At 32.2% G+C, this 19,071-nt stretch carries 17 protein-coding genes and 3 pseudogenes; 6 read left to right on the plus strand and 14 right to left on the minus strand.

Annotated elements, in window-relative coordinates; translation table 11 throughout:
* Positions 1-4 precede the first annotated feature (4 nt).
* Positions 5-826 carry a cytoplasmic protein gene (locus tag MHH42_RS28130; protein ID WP_340894929.1) on the minus strand — a complete coding sequence of 274 codons (822 nt, stop codon included), beginning with the start codon at positions 824-826 and terminating at the stop codon, positions 5-7.
* 292 nt (positions 827-1,118) lie between these two features.
* Positions 1,119-1,739 (minus strand): DsbA family protein, encoded by a 621-nt coding sequence (locus tag MHH42_RS28135; RefSeq protein ID WP_070174255.1) that lies wholly within the window; start codon positions 1,737-1,739, stop codon positions 1,119-1,121.
* Positions 1,740-2,888: 1,149 nt separating this feature from the next.
* Between MHH42_RS28135 and MHH42_RS28140 the strand changes: the two genes are divergently transcribed.
* On the plus strand, positions 2,889-3,293 hold the full coding sequence (locus MHH42_RS28140) for a DUF3221 domain-containing protein (RefSeq protein ID WP_340894932.1): 405 nt from the start codon (positions 2,889-2,891) through the stop codon (positions 3,291-3,293).
* A gap of 1,076 nt (positions 3,294-4,369) precedes the next feature.
* On the opposite strand, the gene MHH42_RS28150 is transcribed toward MHH42_RS28140, so the two are convergent.
* On the minus strand, positions 4,370-5,050 hold the full coding sequence (locus MHH42_RS28150) for a hypothetical protein (RefSeq protein ID WP_097873035.1): 681 nt from the start codon (positions 5,048-5,050) through the stop codon (positions 4,370-4,372).
* Between the two features lie 389 nt (positions 5,051-5,439).
* On the opposite strand from MHH42_RS28150, the gene MHH42_RS28155 reads away from it, so the two are divergent.
* Complete coding sequence (locus tag MHH42_RS28155) at positions 5,440-5,577, plus strand: DUF3956 domain-containing protein (protein ID WP_000376551.1); 138 nt, start codon at positions 5,440-5,442, stop codon at positions 5,575-5,577.
* A 130-nt stretch (positions 5,578-5,707) separates the two neighbouring features.
* On the opposite strand, the gene MHH42_RS28160 is transcribed toward MHH42_RS28155, so the two are convergent.
* From MHH42_RS28160 to MHH42_RS28185, 6 genes and pseudogenes are all read right to left on the minus strand, one after another.
* Entirely contained in the window at positions 5,708-5,983 is a 276-nt protein-coding gene (locus tag MHH42_RS28160; protein WP_070174252.1) for a hypothetical protein, read from the minus strand.
* Positions 5,984-6,278: 295 nt separating this feature from the next.
* Entirely contained in the window at positions 6,279-7,067 is a 789-nt protein-coding gene (locus MHH42_RS28165) for a cytochrome c oxidase assembly protein (protein ID WP_070174251.1), read from the minus strand.
* Positions 7,057-7,563, minus strand: coding sequence for a DUF2243 domain-containing protein (locus tag MHH42_RS28170; RefSeq protein WP_070174250.1), 507 nt, complete (start codon positions 7,561-7,563; stop codon positions 7,057-7,059). The genes MHH42_RS28165 and MHH42_RS28170 overlap by 11 nt, the downstream gene beginning before the upstream one ends.
* Positions 7,564-7,829: 266 nt before the next feature.
* A pseudogene (locus MHH42_RS28175) lies at positions 7,830-8,075 on the minus strand (IS4 family transposase); the annotation flags it as partial.
* A 357-nt stretch (positions 8,076-8,432) separates the two neighbouring features.
* On the minus strand, positions 8,433-8,831 hold the full coding sequence (locus MHH42_RS28180) for a CHRD domain-containing protein (protein WP_070174249.1): 399 nt from the start codon (positions 8,829-8,831) through the stop codon (positions 8,433-8,435).
* A gap of 561 nt (positions 8,832-9,392) precedes the next feature.
* The gene (locus MHH42_RS28185) at positions 9,393-10,382 is read right to left on the minus strand and encodes an ABC transporter substrate-binding protein (protein WP_340894937.1); all 990 of its coding nucleotides are present in this window, start codon (positions 10,380-10,382) and stop codon (positions 9,393-9,395) included.
* A 624-nt stretch (positions 10,383-11,006) separates the two neighbouring features.
* Between MHH42_RS28185 and MHH42_RS32485 the strand changes: the two are divergent.
* Positions 11,007-11,153, plus strand: a pseudogene (locus MHH42_RS32485) (GNAT family N-acetyltransferase); the annotation flags it as partial.
* A gap of 181 nt (positions 11,154-11,334) precedes the next feature.
* Here MHH42_RS32485 and MHH42_RS28195 read toward each other — a convergent pair.
* The 3 genes from MHH42_RS28195 to MHH42_RS28205 all read right to left on the minus strand — a co-directional run bounded on the left by MHH42_RS28195 (position 11,335) and on the right by MHH42_RS28205 (position 13,518).
* Complete coding sequence (locus MHH42_RS28195) at positions 11,335-12,204, minus strand: DUF421 domain-containing protein (protein ID WP_097838379.1); 870 nt, start codon at positions 12,202-12,204, stop codon at positions 11,335-11,337.
* A gap of 356 nt (positions 12,205-12,560) precedes the next feature.
* Complete coding sequence (locus MHH42_RS28200) at positions 12,561-12,740, minus strand: small acid-soluble spore protein H (RefSeq protein ID WP_001041681.1); 180 nt, start codon at positions 12,738-12,740, stop codon at positions 12,561-12,563.
* A 214-nt stretch (positions 12,741-12,954) separates the two neighbouring features.
* Entirely contained in the window at positions 12,955-13,518 is a 564-nt protein-coding gene (locus MHH42_RS28205; RefSeq protein ID WP_098180449.1) for an undecaprenyl-diphosphatase, read from the minus strand.
* 436 nt (positions 13,519-13,954) lie between these two features.
* Between MHH42_RS28205 and MHH42_RS28210 the strand changes: the two genes are divergently transcribed.
* Positions 13,955-14,575, plus strand: a complete 621-nt coding sequence (locus MHH42_RS28210; RefSeq protein ID WP_340894944.1) for a DUF2238 domain-containing protein — start codon at positions 13,955-13,957, stop codon at positions 14,573-14,575.
* A 231-nt stretch (positions 14,576-14,806) separates the two neighbouring features.
* A complete protein-coding gene (locus MHH42_RS28215) occupies positions 14,807-15,115 on the plus strand; it encodes a hypothetical protein (protein WP_097838381.1) in 309 nt (102 codons plus the stop codon).
* 369 nt (positions 15,116-15,484) lie between these two features.
* Here MHH42_RS28215 and MHH42_RS28220 read toward each other — a convergent pair whose 3' ends face one another.
* Complete coding sequence (locus MHH42_RS28220) at positions 15,485-16,282, minus strand: alpha/beta fold hydrolase (protein ID WP_097926880.1); 798 nt, start codon at positions 16,280-16,282, stop codon at positions 15,485-15,487.
* 469 nt (positions 16,283-16,751) lie between these two features.
* On the opposite strand from MHH42_RS28220, the gene MHH42_RS28225 reads away from it, so the two are divergent.
* Positions 16,752-17,528, plus strand: coding sequence for a C39 family peptidase (locus MHH42_RS28225; RefSeq protein WP_098180450.1), 777 nt, complete (start codon positions 16,752-16,754; stop codon positions 17,526-17,528).
* 717 nt (positions 17,529-18,245) lie between these two features.
* Here MHH42_RS28225 and MHH42_RS28230 read toward each other — a convergent pair.
* Positions 18,246-18,907: pseudogene (locus MHH42_RS28230) on the minus strand (cytochrome c oxidase assembly protein).
* Positions 18,908-19,071: the final 164 nt, after the last annotated feature.

Raw genomic sequence — 19,071 nt, forward strand, 5'->3', positions numbered from 1 at the left:
AGCATTAACCCCATGGTATTTCTTTTGTTACAACTTTTGCACTTAATTCTAATACACCTTTATTTGCATAGCCTGGATATGCTGCATCAAGTTTTGCTACAAAATCTTTTGAAGTTTTACTTTCCTCAGAAGCTTGAATGGCAGTTCTTAGATAATCCATTGTCGCAGTAAGTGATTGATTATTTAAGGATTTTTCAATTAATCCATGGCTAGGTACAATTATGTCAGCATGTAATGCTTGTAATACTTTTAAGTTCTCAATCCATGCCTCCATAGCTGCTTTTGAGCTAGTATCCGCTAAGAATACATGTATTTCGTTAAATACATCAATACCACCAATTAATAATTTTAGCTCTCCATTAAATAAGCTAGTTCTGTAATGATCTAATCCTACTAGTTCAAATGTTAACCCCTGAAAATCAATCGTTTTTTCTTTAAACACTTGAGGTAATACCACATTGCTTGGTGCATTTTCTCCTAAGGCGTCTTTCCAAACTTTTAATTTACCTAAGACAGAATGAACAATATGTTCAACAGTAGACTCTGTAGCATACGCTATTGCTTCTGGGTAAGCTGCTTTAATACTTTCTAATCCAAAGTAGTAATCAGGATCCCCATGAATGATAAAGATTTTATCTAAAGATAAATCGTTTTTTTTCAGATACTCAACAATTTCTTTCGAATCAGACTGAGTAAATTTTGAGTTTATTAAAAATGCATGTCCCGCTTTCTCAACTAAGGTTGCAGTGACCATGAAACTTTTTTCGTCTGAACTAAACACCGTCAATTTTACATCTTTTTGATTTGTATCAATTATTTTAAACATAGAATGTTATTCTCCTTTTGTTAAAGTTATTAACTAGTTAACATATTTTTATCTTGTTTCGACAAAAGCTCCCTCTCCAATTCACCTGAAAGTGTGATAGCACCATCAAATAGGCCAGAGATGAATATCAGTTGGCATAAGCTAACATGTTTGCTACTTTAGCTTATAGTAGAATTTAAATTAGACTCTTTTTAAGAACAAATTGAAACCAACTGTTATAAAAAGGTTTAAGTCCATCCACTTCTAGCCTTTTTTAAAACGTTAAATGCTATATACTTTAGCTTGAAATTTTTTAATATAAATTTTTAAAACGTGCTTCGATTTTATCTGGTGTCATCACCCCACCACCAATAGGAATAATTTGATTCTCCTTTTGTAAAAGTAATGAAGGATAACTATTAACACCAAGCTGTCGAACTTTATTGAAATCATTTTGGACATCTATTAGTGTTTCTTGAGCGTTTAAACGCTCTAGCACTTGTTCAGGGTCCAAACCATGCTCAATTGCGATCTTACGATATGTTTCAGGATCACTTAGACTTTTCCCCTCAAAATAAAACGCTTTTTGCATAGCCGAAGTGAATTCTAACAAACGGTCTGGCGCTAATGAGCGTAATGCCGAAAAACCAATTGCAGCATCTTTCGAATTCATTTTAAAAGTACCTTCTTCCACCAATTTTTGATATGAAGGACCAAATTCTGCACCTGTAAGCTGATTAATTCTTTTATTTCCTTCTTCTATATATGAGAAATTTTTTATTGGTAGATTATCTAAAAATAATCCTCCACATAAAACTGTTAATGGTACTTCAGTGTGGTTTTTGTAAAATCCTTTAATACTTTCTGAAAAGCCATAGCACCATCCACAATATGCGTCCCATACGTAAATAAGGTTATCTTGCTTCGTCTCCATTTAAATCTCCTACCTTTATTTTTATTATCCAGCTCAGCTAACTTTTTGTTTTATATAAGTACATCTTTTTATACCTTGTTCTTTTGGAGATACCTTACTATATTCCCCAAAAACTAATATTTCCAAAGAAAGATTAACCAAGGTTTTTAACAAAAGATAACGTTGCACATTATTGCCCAGTATTAGAAATTACTAAAGTTGGGATTATGCATTAATTTGAATGCGTTAGTAACTTTCTACACCAGGTGACAACGTGTGTACCACCATTCTTAATTAAATATATAAATCATATCTTTATTTTAAGCAGCTATTAGTTGTAACTGAATTGATTACATCTTTATGTAACCATTCTAGTTACAACTAATATAGAAGTCAATTCTTTTTTTCCGAAAATATTAAATTTCTACCCTAATGTTTCCAGAATTCTAGCATTAAAAATTTTCTTCTTGTTCTTAAATCTTTCAAAAACTTTAGTAAAGCCTTTAAAAAATATACGCTACTGAGTTGATAAGAAGCTATGTTATCCATTAACTCTATATTTTCTACTGGATTTATTTATTAGTTTTATTTTTAAGTTGTTTATAGCAACAATAAATTCTTCAAAGAAAGATTTTAAAGCATTCCATGCCAAACAAGATAGTTAACAACATAAAAATAGTGTTAACTATCTTAATTGAATATTAGTAATAGTAAGTCAAAATATTATCAATTTACTATATATTACATATGTGTAAAAATAATAACATAAGCTTTTTCAAATCTTTCACCTAATAAAGATTTGAAATTAGCACTTCATTACTCTCCTTACTGTTAATATGCCTAGAAAAAGAACCCCATAGGGTTCTTTTTCTGTTCATAATATAAAATCTTATGTTATGAATAGAAAAAAGAAGAGGGATCTCTCTCCTCTTCACCAATAAAATTGAACATATTTAAAATTAAGGAAGGGTATACATTCATCAAAAGATGAAAGGAACAATAATAGTTCACATAGTGAATTATAACATGAATTCATACCCATTAATAGATAATATTAACATTTATGGAATGCTTGTGACAGAATCGTTAAATATCTTAATATTAAAAAGCCTTATATGTATTTAACTAGAAAGTGAATAATGTAAGGATAAAATATAAGGGGGATATATCATGTTTACAAAAAAACAAAAATTAGTAACAACCGTAACAGCTTTAACATTAGGATGTGGATTCACTTTCGGATTAACACCAGCCTTTGCAGATTCAAATAATTCTTCTGGAAGCGCTACACCTGTTCACTCTATTCAAAACCAAGAGCAAGAACCTTTTACTGGATATGTTATCTCGGTAGACAAGAATTATTTAGTAGTTGCAGCTACTTCTACAAAAGATGAAGCACTTGCTTATCATACTGATTGGTGGGAACTAGTTTCCCAGAATAAGATTCTTAGAGTCCCTGTTTCCAGTGGAGAAGATTACACTTTAGGTGAAAAGTTAAACATATATGCAGCTGCATGGACTAAATCTCTACCACCAATCGCTGTTATGCCTACAATTGAAAAAGTATTTCAGTAGGTAATATTTCCGATAATAAATCTATCCCATTTAAAAAGGAGTCGTTATTCGACTCCTTTTTTCTTTGGACGTTTTCCAGAATTCTTTCCCCTCTCGTACATCTAATATTGGATAACCCGCTTTTTCCTCACCAGCTAAAGCAGTTTTCACCTTATACTCTCAATAACACTTATCAAAAATAATATATAAAGAGGGCTAAAAATGGGCTATGGGTACGCTCTTGTAAGTGCACAAGAATAAAATCTAGATACACAGATTGAAGCGCTCATGAAATATGGCGTAGATGAAATTATTAAATTAAGTATAAACATAATTTTTTATCATTTTAGCCAAGAAGACTCCTTCCTCAAGGAACGCGAAGTGAGTAGGTGGGAGTCTTCTTGGCTTCGAACAAGGGATGGCAGGAAGCCATCTTAATTGTTCGACATACATAAACTGTTACTTTTCATATTGTATAGGTGGCTGTTTACTGTTCCTTACCTCCTAGGCTTAGGGAAAATGCTCTCACTCATATAGATTAAATCCCCAGTACAAAGGTATCTATCAATATCAACAATTTGAGCCATTTAAATCTCCATCCCTTCTATAACAAAATTATTTAAGGGTATGAAAGCATATTATGTATCCTTAGTTATTGTTAGGATTAACACAACATGAGACATACCCTCAGCCCATATTTTACTTTATTATCCATAATATGTATTGAGAAAGAATGTAAATTGAATCATTTCCGTACTCCAACTATTGATTGCCTTTTTCATCTATTATCACTAGATATTTAGAATTTCATTATAAAAAAACCAATCTCTTAATGTACAGGAAGCGGTTGGAAAATGTATCTAACGTACTATTTACTTTTTTGATAGGGTGACCCTATCACCCTCAAGCTTTGGTTTTGAAGTAACCCCTAAATGAAAATGTTCTTTCTCTACATATAGTTACTCTGAAAAGTCAGCTCAGTTTTTTCGTTTTGGAGGCATTATAAAATAAAATTATCTTTTTATAAAAATTTTTGATAATTTATGTGATCTTTTCTCGATTAAAGCGCCCTTTAGCTGAAGAAAAAAATCAGTTTATCACTGATTTTTCTTCTCTAATTCTAATTGATTAACAATGTAAGATACTAATGTATTCAATGGATTAATAATAGACTTAGAAGTTTTATACTCAACTTGTTGAGATGCATCAACCATAGATAATTGAGCAACGGAGATAACTTTCTTTTCATCTTTAATGATTTGATTTAAGAACTTTGCAATTTCTTGGTTGTATTTTTCTTTTAGTCCTTGCATTAGCAATTCAAAAGTACTGTTTATAACAATAAACTCTAAATCTAAAGATTTTTGATGGTTATTAGCATGATGTTTAAGACGTTCTTTTGTACCTTCGACAGTTGCAGGATTTGTAAAAAGAATTGTCTGAGGTTGCTGTATATTGCAGATGTAATCAAAGTAAGGTTCATCAATTTTAATAATTGGTACTGAAATGGAGAGTTGGTCTTCCTGTAAAATCGCAATATAGTTTGTGCAAGTAATAAGGATAGCATCAACATTACATTGGGCAATCCATTCTATTTGCTCTTTAACTTTAAATTGAGCATCTGATTCTTGGAATTTTGCATTTGATGTAACTCGATACATTAATGCTGGGTCAACAAAATGTATTAATTCAATATTAAATGGGGAAAGTGCATTTTCTATATATTCTATATTCGAATAATGGGCGTGTAAGCAGCCTAATCTTTTTCTCAATTCCATTCCACCTTTATAAGATTTCTGCTTATTCTATCAGTATGTAAATCCAAATGTCTATTAAAATCAACTTATAGTTAGTCGAACATAACCTTTTACTATTTTTCATAAATATGACCCTAAACGTGACAGTATTTGCGTATATACTATGAAAGAACAGGTAATATGCGAATTAAATTCGGAAAACATGAACTTATCATTTCATCTGATTTCATTACTGCAACAACTGGACTAAAAGGATCATCTAATTCGTACTTTTCTTTTTCGTTCGTTGTGTTCGTTTGTTTTGTAAAACAGGATAAATCTATCAATTCTGTTAAATTAATTAATTTAACTATTACATTTTATAGTTTTACTTATATACTATATTAGATTGCTAGAAAGGAGGCGTAAGCATGGACAGTTGTGTTTTGTTCGTTAATGGACAACCTTTTTTAGTGGTCTCAGTTGCTGGAATCGAAATTGCTAGATTAGAGCTTTCTCTTCAAGTAGCATTGACTTTAATAGCATTAGGGATTCCAATTTGTGCGTAAGCCTTAGGTATTTATTAAAAAGAGGGCTTTTGTCCTCTTTTTAATAAATACCTTTATCTTTCCTTAACAACAAACAAGACGCCATCCAGATGACGGCAGCGCCTACAATAATTACTATTGGGTTTAATCACTAATTTACCAACAATCCTAATTGACGTAGAATTCCTGAGAACGAATAACCATACGCAAAACCTACAATACGAATTCCTGGAGTGTATCTATGTTCTAAATCTTCACCATATGTTTTCTTATAATACGCTAGTTTAGAACCAATGTTATGTTTGTCGTTAATAATTAATTCATCACTAGGAAATCCAACCTTTTCAATCTGAACAGCTACATACTCTGCTCCTTGATTTACGGCTTCATTAAAACACTTTTCTAATCCTTCTAATGTTACACCCATCATTGACCTCCTATTCAAATGTCCATTTTGTTTAATAAGAAGAGAGCATCTACTAGGGGTAGGTGCTCTTCATATAGCAAGGATTTTCTGTGAGTATTGAAATATGAAACTATAAAGGTTTACCTCATATCTCAATATATGCTTGTCCTTATCAGAAGGTGCAAACGAAAGAGAGCACTCATTGGGGAGTACTCTCTCGTAAAAAATATCGACAATTGTATTTGCAACCGTTCTGTACTTTTACATATAAATCAAATTCTAAGTTATAATTCCCACTCAAATTAGCTGGTAATGTTTAATAAATTACTGATTTATGTACTTTGGTTATCGGCCTGCTGGCCCTAAACCATTGTAAACAAAAAATAAATATGAGAATAATATCAATTAAATCTCCACCATAATACATTAGCATGCCTCCTATTTCAGCCTGTGCAGTGACTACACCAGTAGGTGGGTAAGCATAAATGTATTTTGATAACATCCCATGACCGGCCAATGCAATTATTAAAACAATTGCTCGATATCTATAACTATATCTATGTGGTGCTGGGTCAATATAAATGATTGATATGGTAAATAGATAGCCTGCAATGAAAACATGGAGATGTATAAACAAATGAAGAAGTATATTTTGATGCATCGTTGAGTATAAGTTCGTCGTATAGAGAATCCATAGCCCACCTAAATTAAGAAAGGTTGCGACAATTGGATTACTAAAAGTTCGTATGGGCCAACTCTTTAGCACACTAGAAAGATGTCGAGCTGTTTTCACATTGAGCGTTCGCAGGAAAAGAGTTGTCGGGGCGGCTAGTACCATAAAAATTGGAGCGAGCATCCCAAGAAGTAAATGGCCTAGCATGTGAGCGATGAAATCAATATGAGCGCGATTGGCTAAGGGACCAACAACTGCTGTAGCCACACAAACAGTTCCTAAAATCCAGAAGACAGTTCGATGTAACGGCCATCGTTTGTGATGACGATTTGATAGGACTGTAGCTATGATATAGACCATTAATATAATTACAATCAATAATAACAACAGGAACTCCAAGAAATTTCCGTTTTCAAGATAATTATTGTTCATTTAAAATTTTACCTCTCAATAGTTTTAATTCTTTTCTTGTTTGAAAAACTAGTAAAATGCCAATTAAGATCATTACAGTCGCAACTATGTTCCATATCACGTCGTAGATGAGAATATTTTCTACGTATCGAATCTGATGTATTTTCATTAGTTTGTGTTGAATTGTACCATCATATAATTGAAATCCACCACTTCCAAGCATTATTCCACCCCACCATCTTTTCAACCAAAATGCATTTCTACGGCGAAGATCAGCAACCATGAACAATGAACCAATCGTTGCAAACCAACTAAAAGCATGAAAAAGACCATCTGAAATTAATCCAATTTCTGTTGTAGATTTGTCATAGAAATGATGCCAATGCAATAGTTGATGAAAAATGGTTTCATCTATAAATGCCGCTAGCCCTAGCCCAAACAAGATGCCTGACCATAGATTACGAGTAAAGTAGACAGAAGAGTATGGATTATTTACATTATCGATTTCGGTAGTCATTAAATCATATCCTTTCCACAAATGTATGTTCTTAGTTTTCCCAAAAGAAATAAGTACTAAACATAATCTGCTGTTAGTTAGGAATGAAGTTCAATTGAAAATAACGCATAGATTCTTATTCTCTGGCAAATACAAAAAGTCCATAAATGGTTGATTAAAACAGGTTCATCTCTAATATATTTAAGTTCCGACTGTATATAAGGTTTAATTAAAACTCACTTAAAATTCTTTAATCGAAAAGAGCCAAAATGTCGCAACTCCATTCAAAACTTCACGTCTTCCTTACAAACATTGTAATTGTCATTTCGTTTTCCTAATTCAATTTTCACACCCGATACATGACTACATTCTCTGACAACAGGATAAGTAGCTGCGAATTGATTTGGAAATTGAAAAGTTGTAGAATCAAGGATGCGAATACGCTCAAAGTAAGCAGCAAGAGAATGAGTAATCTTAGATAACCCTCCAATTTTTGTAGTAAATATATTTCGAAAGAAGGCCACAGAAGCCGAGAAAACATCGTTACTTCTGATAGGGCCCGAACTTCATCAAGTACTTTTTATTAATTCGAACTCATTTCCGAATCATTGTATTATATTTTCGGATCTTACCTATATAAATCATTGTCAAGAGAATCTGCAGATTTGTAGGTACTTTTTTATAAAATAAAAAAGTACCTCATTCACTATATCTGTTAATTTTATATTGTTTTTCTAATTAAATTCAATTACTTTCAAAACAATGAAAATGAATTTTATAAATTATTAAAATCATATTGGGTATCTATATACTGGCAGTCATCCTCTCCCAAATAAAAGCACCCTCAATGGATGCTTTATACCTTACTATATTTTAACTATTCTAATTAATTAACAATGATATAGTTGACCTCGAATTTCACCATTAGGATGTAGTACTGTATGAACATTAATATATATGTTTCCAGATATGATTTCATTTACCAGAGCATCTAATGTTTGCCCAGCTAACGGCCCAACCAAATCCTCTTGAGTAATCATTCCCGTAAAAGTTGCACATTCAATTGAAACTGGATTTGTTATAGGTCCAAATAAAAAAGCTACAACAGGACCGTTCGTTCCTTTTGCTCCTAGATGCAGATGAGCAACTACTACATTCTCTATATCGAATAAACTTAATTTGAATTTTAAACTAAGCTCGTCCCGATTTAATTTAAAGAAAGCTTGTCCTCGAGCATCTGTTTCTACTGGTGGAACTTCATATCTGCCACGTAACTTTGCGAAGAACATATTTATCACTCCTATGTTTTTTATATACTCCTAATATATTCTTGTCCTTTTTAAATGGTGACAAAATAAAAAAGCAGCTGTTGGGCTACTTTAAACTCATTTCATCACCAAGAGAAATGATATATATTCTCCCGTTGCATTTTCTCTTACTCCCGTAATCCTAGCAAATCTCATTCAGTCCACCCTTGAATAAAATACATTATATGCATAGCTAGTACTTGTGGCCACATAAATTAAACAAACTCATCTAATCTCTGCTTTGTTGAAACAATTAAATTATTTTAAATTTTATTATTCCATATAGGGGTACCGCCACACCACCATCAAGTTAAGAAATTCATTATTTCCTAAGACAACAAATAAACTGGATTCCCATAGACAACTATGAAGAGATAAAATTTTCGTTTTGGGGGTGTCTCAAAATCCTAGGTTGATGGCTATGGGGCAGTACCCCTCTTAGGTTGATGGGAGTATGGTGCTACTCCATTAAAAAATAGTAAAAGCCGGAAAGTATTTTTATACTCCCCGGCCTTAATATAAAAAGATTAAGAATTTGAAACCTTATTTGCTAAGCAAAATTTTCTCAAGTTCATCTAACATTTTGTTAGCTGCAATTACACCACCAGCAGTATTCCAAACTGCATCACTAACTTCATGTGCATTTCCCTTTTTAACAGCATTTAGATTTTTCCAAAGAGGATCGCTTGTCATTTCTTTTGCTTTATCTAAAGCTTTTTGATCATTTTCTGGAGCATATGTAAAGTAAAAAAGAACATCTCCATCCATTTTAGGAATCATTTCTTTTCCTACATCTATAGCAAGGTTGCCAAATTTACTGTTAGCAGTAAAAAGCTCTTTTTGCTGTTTCACACGTTTAAAACCTAATTGATCAAAAATAACTCCAGAAAAAGAATCTGTGTAATAAATACGAGAAGTTCCAGCCATAAAACGGACAACAGAAACTTCTTGATTTACTTTATCACCTAATTTTTGTTTTACATCTTCTAGGTGTGCATCAAATTTACTTAATACTTTGTTGCCTTCTTCTTCACGATTTAAAGCTTTTGCATATAATTTAAAGTTTTCCTTCCAATCGCCTCCTAGTGTATCTGAAAATACTGTTGGAGCAATTGCGCTTAATTTATCGTACACCTTTTCTTGGCGTACCTTATTACCAATAATTAAATCAGGTTTTAACGATGCAATTTTCTCTAAGTTGACTTCATGTTCAACCCCTACAACTTTAACATCTTTCATATCGCTTTTAATATGATCGTACCATGGATCCCCTAGCCAAGATTTCACAGCACCAACAGGCTTTACTCCCATTGATAAAATTGCTTCTGTTCCTTCGTTAGTTAAAACAACAACGCGTGTAGGAGTTTTTGTGATCTTTGTTTCACCCATAGCATGTTTAACGGTATAACCTTGCACTTTGTTTGATTTTGACTCTGTTTTTTCTTTTGACACTTCATTGCTACCACAAGCAGCTATGAACACTAAGAAAAGAGCCGACAATAAAGTAAGTGTCGTCTTTAAATATGTACGCATAGTAAGTCCCCCGATAAGTTCAATAATGATTTTCATTATTAATAATGCTTTATAGATTAATAAACTGTCAATGGTATTTTGTCAGATGTTTAGAACATACATTAAAATATCTGACAAAAAATAAGAAACCCAGCTAGAGGGGATCTCGTCCATCGCCATCAAGTTAAGAAATACATTCTTCCCCAAAACAAAAAAATGAGCTGAATTCTTATAAATAACTGTAGAAATATAAAATTTTCGTTTTGGGGTATTTGCTTTTCTTAGGTTGATGGTGATGGGGCGGGACCCCACATCCATCAACTTAAGAGAACAAATTAACCCTTAAAAGATTAATTATTGAAATTACTTAGTATGATCTATGATAAATTTTGAGAATAAAAACCCTTTACTATTTTTCAGTTTTACTTATTGTCTAACGGTGCAGGTTAGTTGAACAAATAAAGGAGTGTTGCTTACAGTAAAGAAAGAATAAACAAATAAAAAATGTAAGGGGATGAATAAAATTTCAGAACGTAGCAATCATATTATTCAAATTAAACCTTGGGAAGATAAGGACCTTAATTTACTTTTTCATATTAACACCCCAGTGATGATGCAGCATCCGCTGAGAATAAGTATAGGTACATTTACGCTTTCCCTTCAGTTGACAATCCAGCTTCAAATACAATTTGTCGGAAGCTTGGATTTAAATTAATCTCCGAATTCGAATACCCTCCTAGTAGCTTCATGCGATGTAATAATTGGCGTTTAAACTTAATTTCCAGTAAATAGCCTTTTTTAACTAACAGAGGCGCTAATTTAATATCCAAGTATTGTTCCGTGTTACCTTAATGTGTGTGCCAATTTCAATGTTTTTTGTATATCCGAAAAATTATAACATATCATTGATTTATGTAAGACTATCACTCAAAAATCATCAGTCCAAAAAGGAAGCTTGTAAGAACGTCCTTTTTTATTCCTTTAGAAGGTAGGTTACCTTATTTAAAATAGCTTCAATTTGTTGTGCATTTTTACTATACATTTCACTTGCCGTTTTTGATTTCGTTTCTAAAGAAAATAGTTCAAGATCAGCATGGCATTTTTTTAAAGATGCTAATAATAAAGGTTTGTTTTGAGGAGAAGGCATTTGGAGTTTATCATTATAAATGTCGATAGTAAGTTGTCCGTATGAATCAACTTGACCGAGAAAGACATTTTCAATGACAACACCGAGTTTTTCTAGTTCAGAATGTAACCAAGCTCGGTTATGCCCACTATTTGAAAGAGGTTCATCTAGTACATTTCCATCCATAATAACAGTTTGTGGTTCCTTTTTATTTGGCACTTTCAAGCCAATATCTTTTGCTGTTAGTGGTTGAGATTCTTTCTTTAATAATACATTTAGTTCTCCGCTTGGTTCTAAGACGGCAAATTCTACTTCGGATATACTAAAAGCTCCGTTTCCTCTGAGAAGTTCAAGTAATTCATCACTGGTATACTTTTCTTTCTTTAAATTATCCTCAAGTATTTTGCCATCCTTTATTAAAACTATAGACTTACCTTCAAAGAAATCTCTCGCGGCTTTGTTTTTTAAGGAAAGAATTCCTACGAAAAAAGGTACCGAAGCGAAAATAAGTATGGCAAAGACGCCATGGAAAATTTTTTGGTCTAGCCCTGTAGATACTTGAGCGGCGATACCACCAATTGTCATTCCAGCTACGTACTCGAAAAAGGAAAGTTGAGAGATTTGCCTTTTTCCTAAACATTTTGTGATAGTAAATAAAACAATTAATATGAATATAGAGCGGAGAATGACAAGTGTCCACTCGGGTAGGTGAGGCATAGTAATTTCCTCCTGTCTACTTAAAACCCTTTATATTTAGGTTCTTCACGTTCTAATACAGAAACTCTATCCTTTAAATCAGCAATGCATGTTTTTACATTTTTACTGGTGCCGTTGGAGGTACATTGTTATCACTAATTTAAATAAGTCATTCATTTAGTAAATGCTACCATATTTTTGGTATTTTTTTGCTTTATTAAAAATGGATTGTAACCACCAATCAAAAATGTTTTTTATCCTTATTAACCTAATTAGCTAGAAGAAAATAGAAAATAAGATTACTCAAACATACAAACACCATTGTAAGTGGTGCTTGTATGTTTGAGTAATTATTTATTGAGGTAACATATAAACCATTAATGTTCTATTAGGTTAGATAAAGGAATTTCTTGTTCATTATTAGGTTCATTAAGAGGATATATTCTAGCTGTTTCATTATTTTCAGCCACATTTTGAATATAAATTGGAACTCCATTATACGTTACATTAGCCATGACTGGTGAAGCGGCAATCTCTTGTGCTCTTTGTTTGTTCATTATAATGACCTCCTTTTGATTTGTAACAGTTATAATATTTACTTCAAACTACTTAAGTATTCTTATTACTCAATAATAAGTAAACAGGGAGCTAGTTTTAATAATTAAGGGATTGGCTACATTTCTATAGTTTATTCCAAAACATATCTCAAGAAAAAGTTACTTTAGTAAAAAAATGTGAAAGATTATGTACTGCGATTGATCAAAGATATCTTCAGGAATGTTTCAAATCTACAAAAAATATTTTTCTATATACATTTATAATCCAGGTAACAAAAGAATTAAATAAATATGAAGTATTGTCAATAACTATACTGGTTAAGATTCCTATAAAGGCACTTCCTATGATATCAAATGGATAATGATGCCCTAGCCAGATACGTGAGAGCCCTGTCAAAATTGCTAAAAACCACATGATTGATCCAAATAAACGTTCACGAAGTAAGACGGAGGTTGCTAAGGCAAATGCTACAGCGGTATGTTTACTAGGAAATGAAGAATTATTCTTTGATGGAATAAGTAAACGCACACGGTGTATAACAAACGGACGAGGTTTAAAATAAAAGAACTGGATAAAACGGTTTATACATAATGAAAATCCTACTGATACCCCTGCAAATAAAATAATTTTTTTGTAGGAATTGTTTCTAAACCACATTAAGGCTAATAAGAAAATGTACAGGAATCGAGTCTTTTGTGAAATAAATATCATAAATGTATCCAATGTTGAGTTACGACCAGCTAGACGATTGATAGCCCTAAACATCTTATAATTCATGCAGATGCTCTCCTTTATCTTTGAATTGTTATATAAACATCATTCCCTCACGAAAGAGAAATATGTAGTGTGCATGCCCTTTCTTATTATTCTACTCCGCTTAAATAGATAAATAATATATAGTTCCAAATTGAACATGTTTAACGTGATAATGCTCCTCCTACTGGTTATGTACATTTTTAGTTTAGTCACAAAAATTTATAGAAAGCAAACTTCTCTATATTTTCTTGGCCTTCTTAACTTGACATTGATATAGAGCTACACCTTTTAGAGCAGTTTACGAAGGCTGTGAATATCTACTAGACAAAAACACTTTCCCCATTAAAAGAGCTGTTCTTAAGTGTAAACTAAGGAAAACAGTGCCAAGTACTTTGTATACGAAACTGTGTTTTTTCAAATACTTTAAGCAGAAAGCCTTTCAATAGGAGGAAAAAAAGTGATAAGAGACAAAAGTAAAATGATTCATCTATTTTTATTATTAATTGTTACCACAGTTTTTATATGGTCCGTTATTAAGCCTACAAGATACTCGTCATGGGCAGCGGAAGCTATTCCTGCCGTTCTCGGTCTAATCATTATAATTGCAATATACAATAGGTTTCGCTTTACCACTCTCTCTTATATCATTATTGCAATACTAGCCATTATAATGTTCATCGGCGGTCATTACACATACTCAAAGGTCCCTCTTTTTAATTGGATAAAAGATGTTTTTGATTTAAATCGAAATCACTACGATCGATTTGGACATTTGATAAAAGGCTTGGTGACAATTGTGATAAGAGAAATATTATTACGGAAAACTCAACTAACCGAAGGTCCTTGGTTAGTTACGATTAGTATAAGTATTTCGCTTGCTATTGCTGCATTATACGAAATCATCGAATGGTTAGCTTTTAAAATAGCAAAGGGAGGAAAAACAGCAAAAGACTTTTTAGGTATGCAAGGCGATATATGGGATGCACAATGGGATATGTCACTTGCCTTAGTAGGTTCGATTCTTGCGTTACTCACCCTTTCGATATTACATAACCGATTATTAAAAAAGCAGTTATAAAGTTCCAATCTAATAATACATAACTTTTCATTTCCTTTTTGAATTTTTTATAAAACTATTTTGCGCATTTCAGTAAAAAACACTTAGGTAATATTAGGAGGTTCCGGTTTAAAAATCAAGAATTATTAGTATAAGTTGGCATCATAAATTTCTATAAAATATCGCATCATAAATTATGTGAAATTGAACCTAGCGTTTCTTTTTACCATTTATTTACATGGAGGGACAAAAATGAATATTCTTAACTTCTTGATTTCATTATTCAATTCTAAAAAAATAACTCAACAAATGTTTGAGTTATTCGGAAATAAAAAGAAGAATAATAAAGGATGGATTTGGGCTTCTTTACTAGGATTAGGAACATTTTTGGGATTATTAGCAACACGTAATTCAAGTATGATGAGACCTATAAAACATACGTTCCAAGGTTTTCAAAATAAAACAAGAACATTTATTCCATCCAAAGTAAACTTGGCAAATATAGAGTTTGCTGATGAAATTAAGCCTATCACACAAAAGAAACAAAGTAATCCAAACTAGTAACTGTTACTATTAAAAGACAACAACCCTATAAAAAAGCAGATAGCCGGTTTCTTGTTTTACAGGAAATCGGCTAATCTGTTTTAATACATAAAATTTTCTTTTTTGGATATGGTGATCCGAATTAATTTATCAACATCCCCACTTGTTAATTGTTATGTATCTTCCTTTAACTCATACCTTCATTGTCCATTAGGTTCATGGGGTACTTTTTTAAATCTTCACTTTTCGAAATCCCCTATTTCCACAATTTCATTTCTAATTGATCTTCTGCTAATCATAATTTTTTTAAGTTAGAAACAAAACTTATACCGTTATCCTTTTTGAAAATATAAATTTCAAATCCCCTTTAGGATTTGAGATAATACTTTATGATTTAAGAACTTCTTTAGGCACCTTAGAATGAGTACAAACAAACTGCTCAATCATCTGATTTAACTCTGTAGCCGCTTTTGTTGGTATTTGATGTTTTGCACCAGTAATAAATCTTAATTCATTACATGGCAATTCTTCATGTAGTAAGTTTGCATGACTATAAAAAGTTTTGTCATTTTCTCCATAAACCAACAACATAGGTAGATGAATATCTTTAAGTTGATTGGTACAATTATATTGCAAACTGCAGCGATAATATTGTTCGATATTTTTGGCATTACCTTTCCGAGCTCCTCGAAACATTTTTTTGAATAATTTATTTGTATTGGAATTCCCCCAAGAAATAGCAAATGCTAAAAATGAAATTGCTCTTGCTTTCGCCAATTGGACACCAAGAGAAATCTTATTTTTTAAATAGCCTTGACGCACTTCTGACATTCCACCTATAAGAATCCCACCTAAACTATTTTCGGGATATGTTAATAAAAATTCCAAGGCAACTGAGCTTCCTGTTGAATACCCACATACAAAAGATTTTTTTATTTCCAAATAATCCAGTAAACTCTTCATATCTTTAGCAATTAGTGAGTAAGTAATTGGCTGTCTTGAACTCTGACTGTTTCCATGTCCTCTAATATCAAAAGCGATTACTTTAAAATTTCTAGATAATTCTTCTAGTTGATATTCAAAATTTTCATAGGTAAGTGTAGGTGGATGGATAAAAATGATAGGCGTTCCTTCTCCTTTTACTATGTAGTAAAGGTTACACCCCTCTACATCTAACTTTGGCATGTATTGAATCACCTCAACAATTTATAATCTCTTAGTAAAATCTACTGATTTCATAAGTATTTCACCCTTAATAATTTGTATAAAAAGAAAGAAATATACTCCCTTTCTCTTTTGTTAAAGGATTCAATATTCATTTCCCTCTTCACAAAACATAAAATGTTTAAAAAAGTTCATTTTGATCAACGAAACGTTCTAAACATTTAAGACAGATATATACCTGTTTCGCTAGTCACTTTTGGAATAAAGCTTTTAATACTTTTTATTCCTGCATAGCTCTCCTCAACTCGCTTATACTATAACTGTAACTTCAAGTTACAAATTATTACTCGGTACGCGTGGGCTGCCTTTTTACTACACATAGTTAGTTTACTTAGTTGCTCAAAATGAAGGTTATTAAACGTTCTACACCTCTAAAAATATCGAATAGTAGAATATTATAGTATTAAGTAATATTAAAAAGGTGAATGATATGAAAAGATTTCTAACTTTGTATGCCTTATCTTTAATTTTAGCGGGATGTTCAGAACAAACACCCTCTCTTAAAAAGAATGAATTACAAGTTAAACACCAAGATAACAAATCGACTCAAAATACAACACATTCATTTCCCAAAAGGAAACCCTTACAACCATCCCACACTTCATCCACTAAAAAAAACATTTTAGATGTGCCGCTTATATCGCAAAAGCCAGAATTAAAATATGGATGCGAAGTTACAAGCTTAGCGATGGTATTACAGCATGCAGGTATTAAAGTTAATAAAATGGATTTAGCTAACGAGATAAAAAAAGATCCTACTCCACTGTCTACAAATAAAAGTGGAGACATCATTCAATGGGGAGATCCTAAAGAAGGTTTTGTCGGAGATATAACTGGGAAAAATAAGGGATACGCTGTCCACGTTCAACCGTTACAAGAATTAATGGAACGTTATCTACCAAATCGCACAGTAAACTTAACAGGAAAAACTTTTAATACTGTGTTAGCTCAAATTAAGCTCGGTAAACCTGTGGTAGTATGGACTACAGGAGATTATCGCCTTCCAGATAGATGGGAGTCTTGGAAACATGATGACAAAAAAATTACAGCTCCTTTGGATTTACACGCTGTTGTTATTGTAGGTTTAGAGGACAAACACATTTATATCAATGACCCATTAACTGTGAAAAAAGGTCAGAAAGTGAGCCAAAATATCTTCATTCAATCGTGGGAAGCATTAGGGAAACAAGCATTATCATATCGCTAATGCAATTTCATTAAATATTTAATACTACCATTAGGTACACCCTGTCTATACAAAAAATAAAAAATGATTTGATGATAAATACATTTTGTCTATAGAGGTGCAAAATATAAAATACTCATTAAATCCACTTTCATTTCGCATACTATTTCTAATGTGATTTATACTTAGTTTGTAACTCAAGGTTACAAATCATTGCTGTAAACGTGGGCTTGTTATATGTAACAAAGCAGTTAGTTCCATTTACTAATTGCTTTGTTGCACAAAATTAAAGTTATTACAATTTAACTAAAAATCACTATTTCCAAATAGGGTACCGCCACATCGCTATCAACCTAAGGTTTCAAGTTACCCCCAAAACGACAAAATTAGCTTCTTACTTGAAAAAAGATAAGGAGTGAGCTATTTTCCACTACTGATAATGATACGTTATGTTAACCTCAAATGGCTGAAATATACAGGGATTTATAACTTGATATAGAACATAAAAAGGAGGAGTTTATACGGTAAATAAGGGGACATACTTATGGAATTAGAATCCGAGGTTACAGTAATCGTTCTGTACTCTCCATTCATTATATAGATCCTAATGCGTATTATTATACCTAAAATGTTTTTAATGTGTAATTTTTATACAAAAAAGAAAAAGCACCCGTTCTGTACTTTTATATTTAAATCAGATTCCAAGTTATTATTTCCACTCAAAGAAGCTGGTAATGTTTAAAAAATTACTGATTTATGTACTTTGATTATCGGCCTGCTGGTCCTAAACCATTGTAAACAATAAATATATATGAGGATAATATCAATTAAATCTCCACCATAGTACATTAGCATGCCTCCTATTTCAGCCTGTGCAGTGACTACACCAGTAAGTGGGTTAAGCATAAATATATTTTGATAACATCCTATGACCGGTCTATTCAATTATTAAAACAATCGCTCGATATCTATAACTATATCTATATGATGCTGGAGCAATATAAATGATTGATATGGTAAATAGATAGCCTGCAATGAAAACATGGAGATATATGAACAAATGAAGAAGTATATTTTGATGCATCGTCGAGAATAAGTTCGTCGTATAGAGAATCTATAGCCCATCTAAATTAAGAAAGGTTGCAACAATTGGATTACTAAAAGTTCGTATGGGCCAACTCTTTAGCACACTAGAAAGACGTCGAGCTTTTTTCACATTGAATGCTCGTAAGACAAGACTCATTGACAGCTAGTGCTATAAGAATTGGGGCAAGCACCCCAAGAAGTAAATGGCCTAGCATATGAGCGATGAAATCAATATGAGCGCGATTGGCTAAGGGACCAACAAATGCTATAGCTGCACAAATTATTCCTAAAACCCAGAAACCAGTTCGATACAACGGTCATCGTTTGTGATGACGACTTAATAGGACTGTAGCTATAATATAAGTCATTAATATAATTACAATTAATAATAACAACAGGAACTCCAAGGAATTTCCGCTTTCATAGTGAAGATGATTATTGTTCATTTAAGGCTTTACCTCTCAAATATACCTTTCGT

The sequence above is a fragment of the Bacillus sp. FSL L8-0099 genome (assembly GCF_038006385.1).
In the GTDB taxonomy this organism is placed as follows: Bacteria; Bacillota; Bacilli; order Bacillales; family Bacillaceae_G; genus Bacillus_A; species Bacillus_A toyonensis.

Coding starts and splice junctions, on each gene's coding strand:
- MHH42_RS28140 (WP_340894932.1), top strand. CDS start 2,889: ATGTTTACAAAAAAACAAAAATTAGTAACAACCGTAACAGCTTTAACA.
- MHH42_RS28185 (WP_340894937.1), bottom strand. CDS start 10,382: ATGCGTACATATTTAAAGACGACACTTACTTTATTGTCGGCTCTTTTC.
- MHH42_RS28215 (WP_097838381.1), top strand. CDS start 14,807: ATGAATATTCTTAACTTCTTGATTTCATTATTCAATTCTAAAAAAATA.
- MHH42_RS28155 (WP_000376551.1), top strand. CDS start 5,440: ATGGACAGTTGTGTTTTGTTCGTTAATGGACAACCTTTTTTAGTGGTC.
- MHH42_RS28220 (WP_097926880.1), bottom strand. CDS start 16,282: ATGCCAAAGTTAGATGTAGAGGGGTGTAACCTTTACTACATAGTAAAA.
- MHH42_RS28150 (WP_097873035.1), bottom strand. CDS start 5,050: ATGGAATTGAGAAAAAGATTAGGCTGCTTACACGCCCATTATTCGAAT.
- MHH42_RS28170 (WP_070174250.1), bottom strand. CDS start 7,563: ATGACTACCGAAATCGATAATGTAAATAATCCATACTCTTCTGTCTAC.
- MHH42_RS28180 (WP_070174249.1), bottom strand. CDS start 8,831: ATGTTCTTCGCAAAGTTACGTGGCAGATATGAAGTTCCACCAGTAGAA.
- MHH42_RS28135 (WP_070174255.1), bottom strand. CDS start 1,739: ATGGAGACGAAGCAAGATAACCTTATTTACGTATGGGACGCATATTGT.
- MHH42_RS28130 (WP_340894929.1), bottom strand. CDS start 826: ATGTTTAAAATAATTGATACAAATCAAAAAGATGTAAAATTGACGGTG.
- MHH42_RS28165 (WP_070174251.1), bottom strand. CDS start 7,067: ATGAACAATAATTATCTTGAAAACGGAAATTTCTTGGAGTTCCTGTTG.
- MHH42_RS28160 (WP_070174252.1), bottom strand. CDS start 5,983: ATGGGTGTAACATTAGAAGGATTAGAAAAGTGTTTTAATGAAGCCGTA.
- MHH42_RS28200 (WP_001041681.1), bottom strand. CDS start 12,740: ATGAACAAACAAAGAGCACAAGAGATTGCCGCTTCACCAGTCATGGCT.
- MHH42_RS28195 (WP_097838379.1), bottom strand. CDS start 12,204: ATGCCTCACCTACCCGAGTGGACACTTGTCATTCTCCGCTCTATATTC.
- MHH42_RS28225 (WP_098180450.1), top strand. CDS start 16,752: ATGAAAAGATTTCTAACTTTGTATGCCTTATCTTTAATTTTAGCGGGA.
- MHH42_RS28205 (WP_098180449.1), bottom strand. CDS start 13,518: ATGAATTATAAGATGTTTAGGGCTATCAATCGTCTAGCTGGTCGTAAC.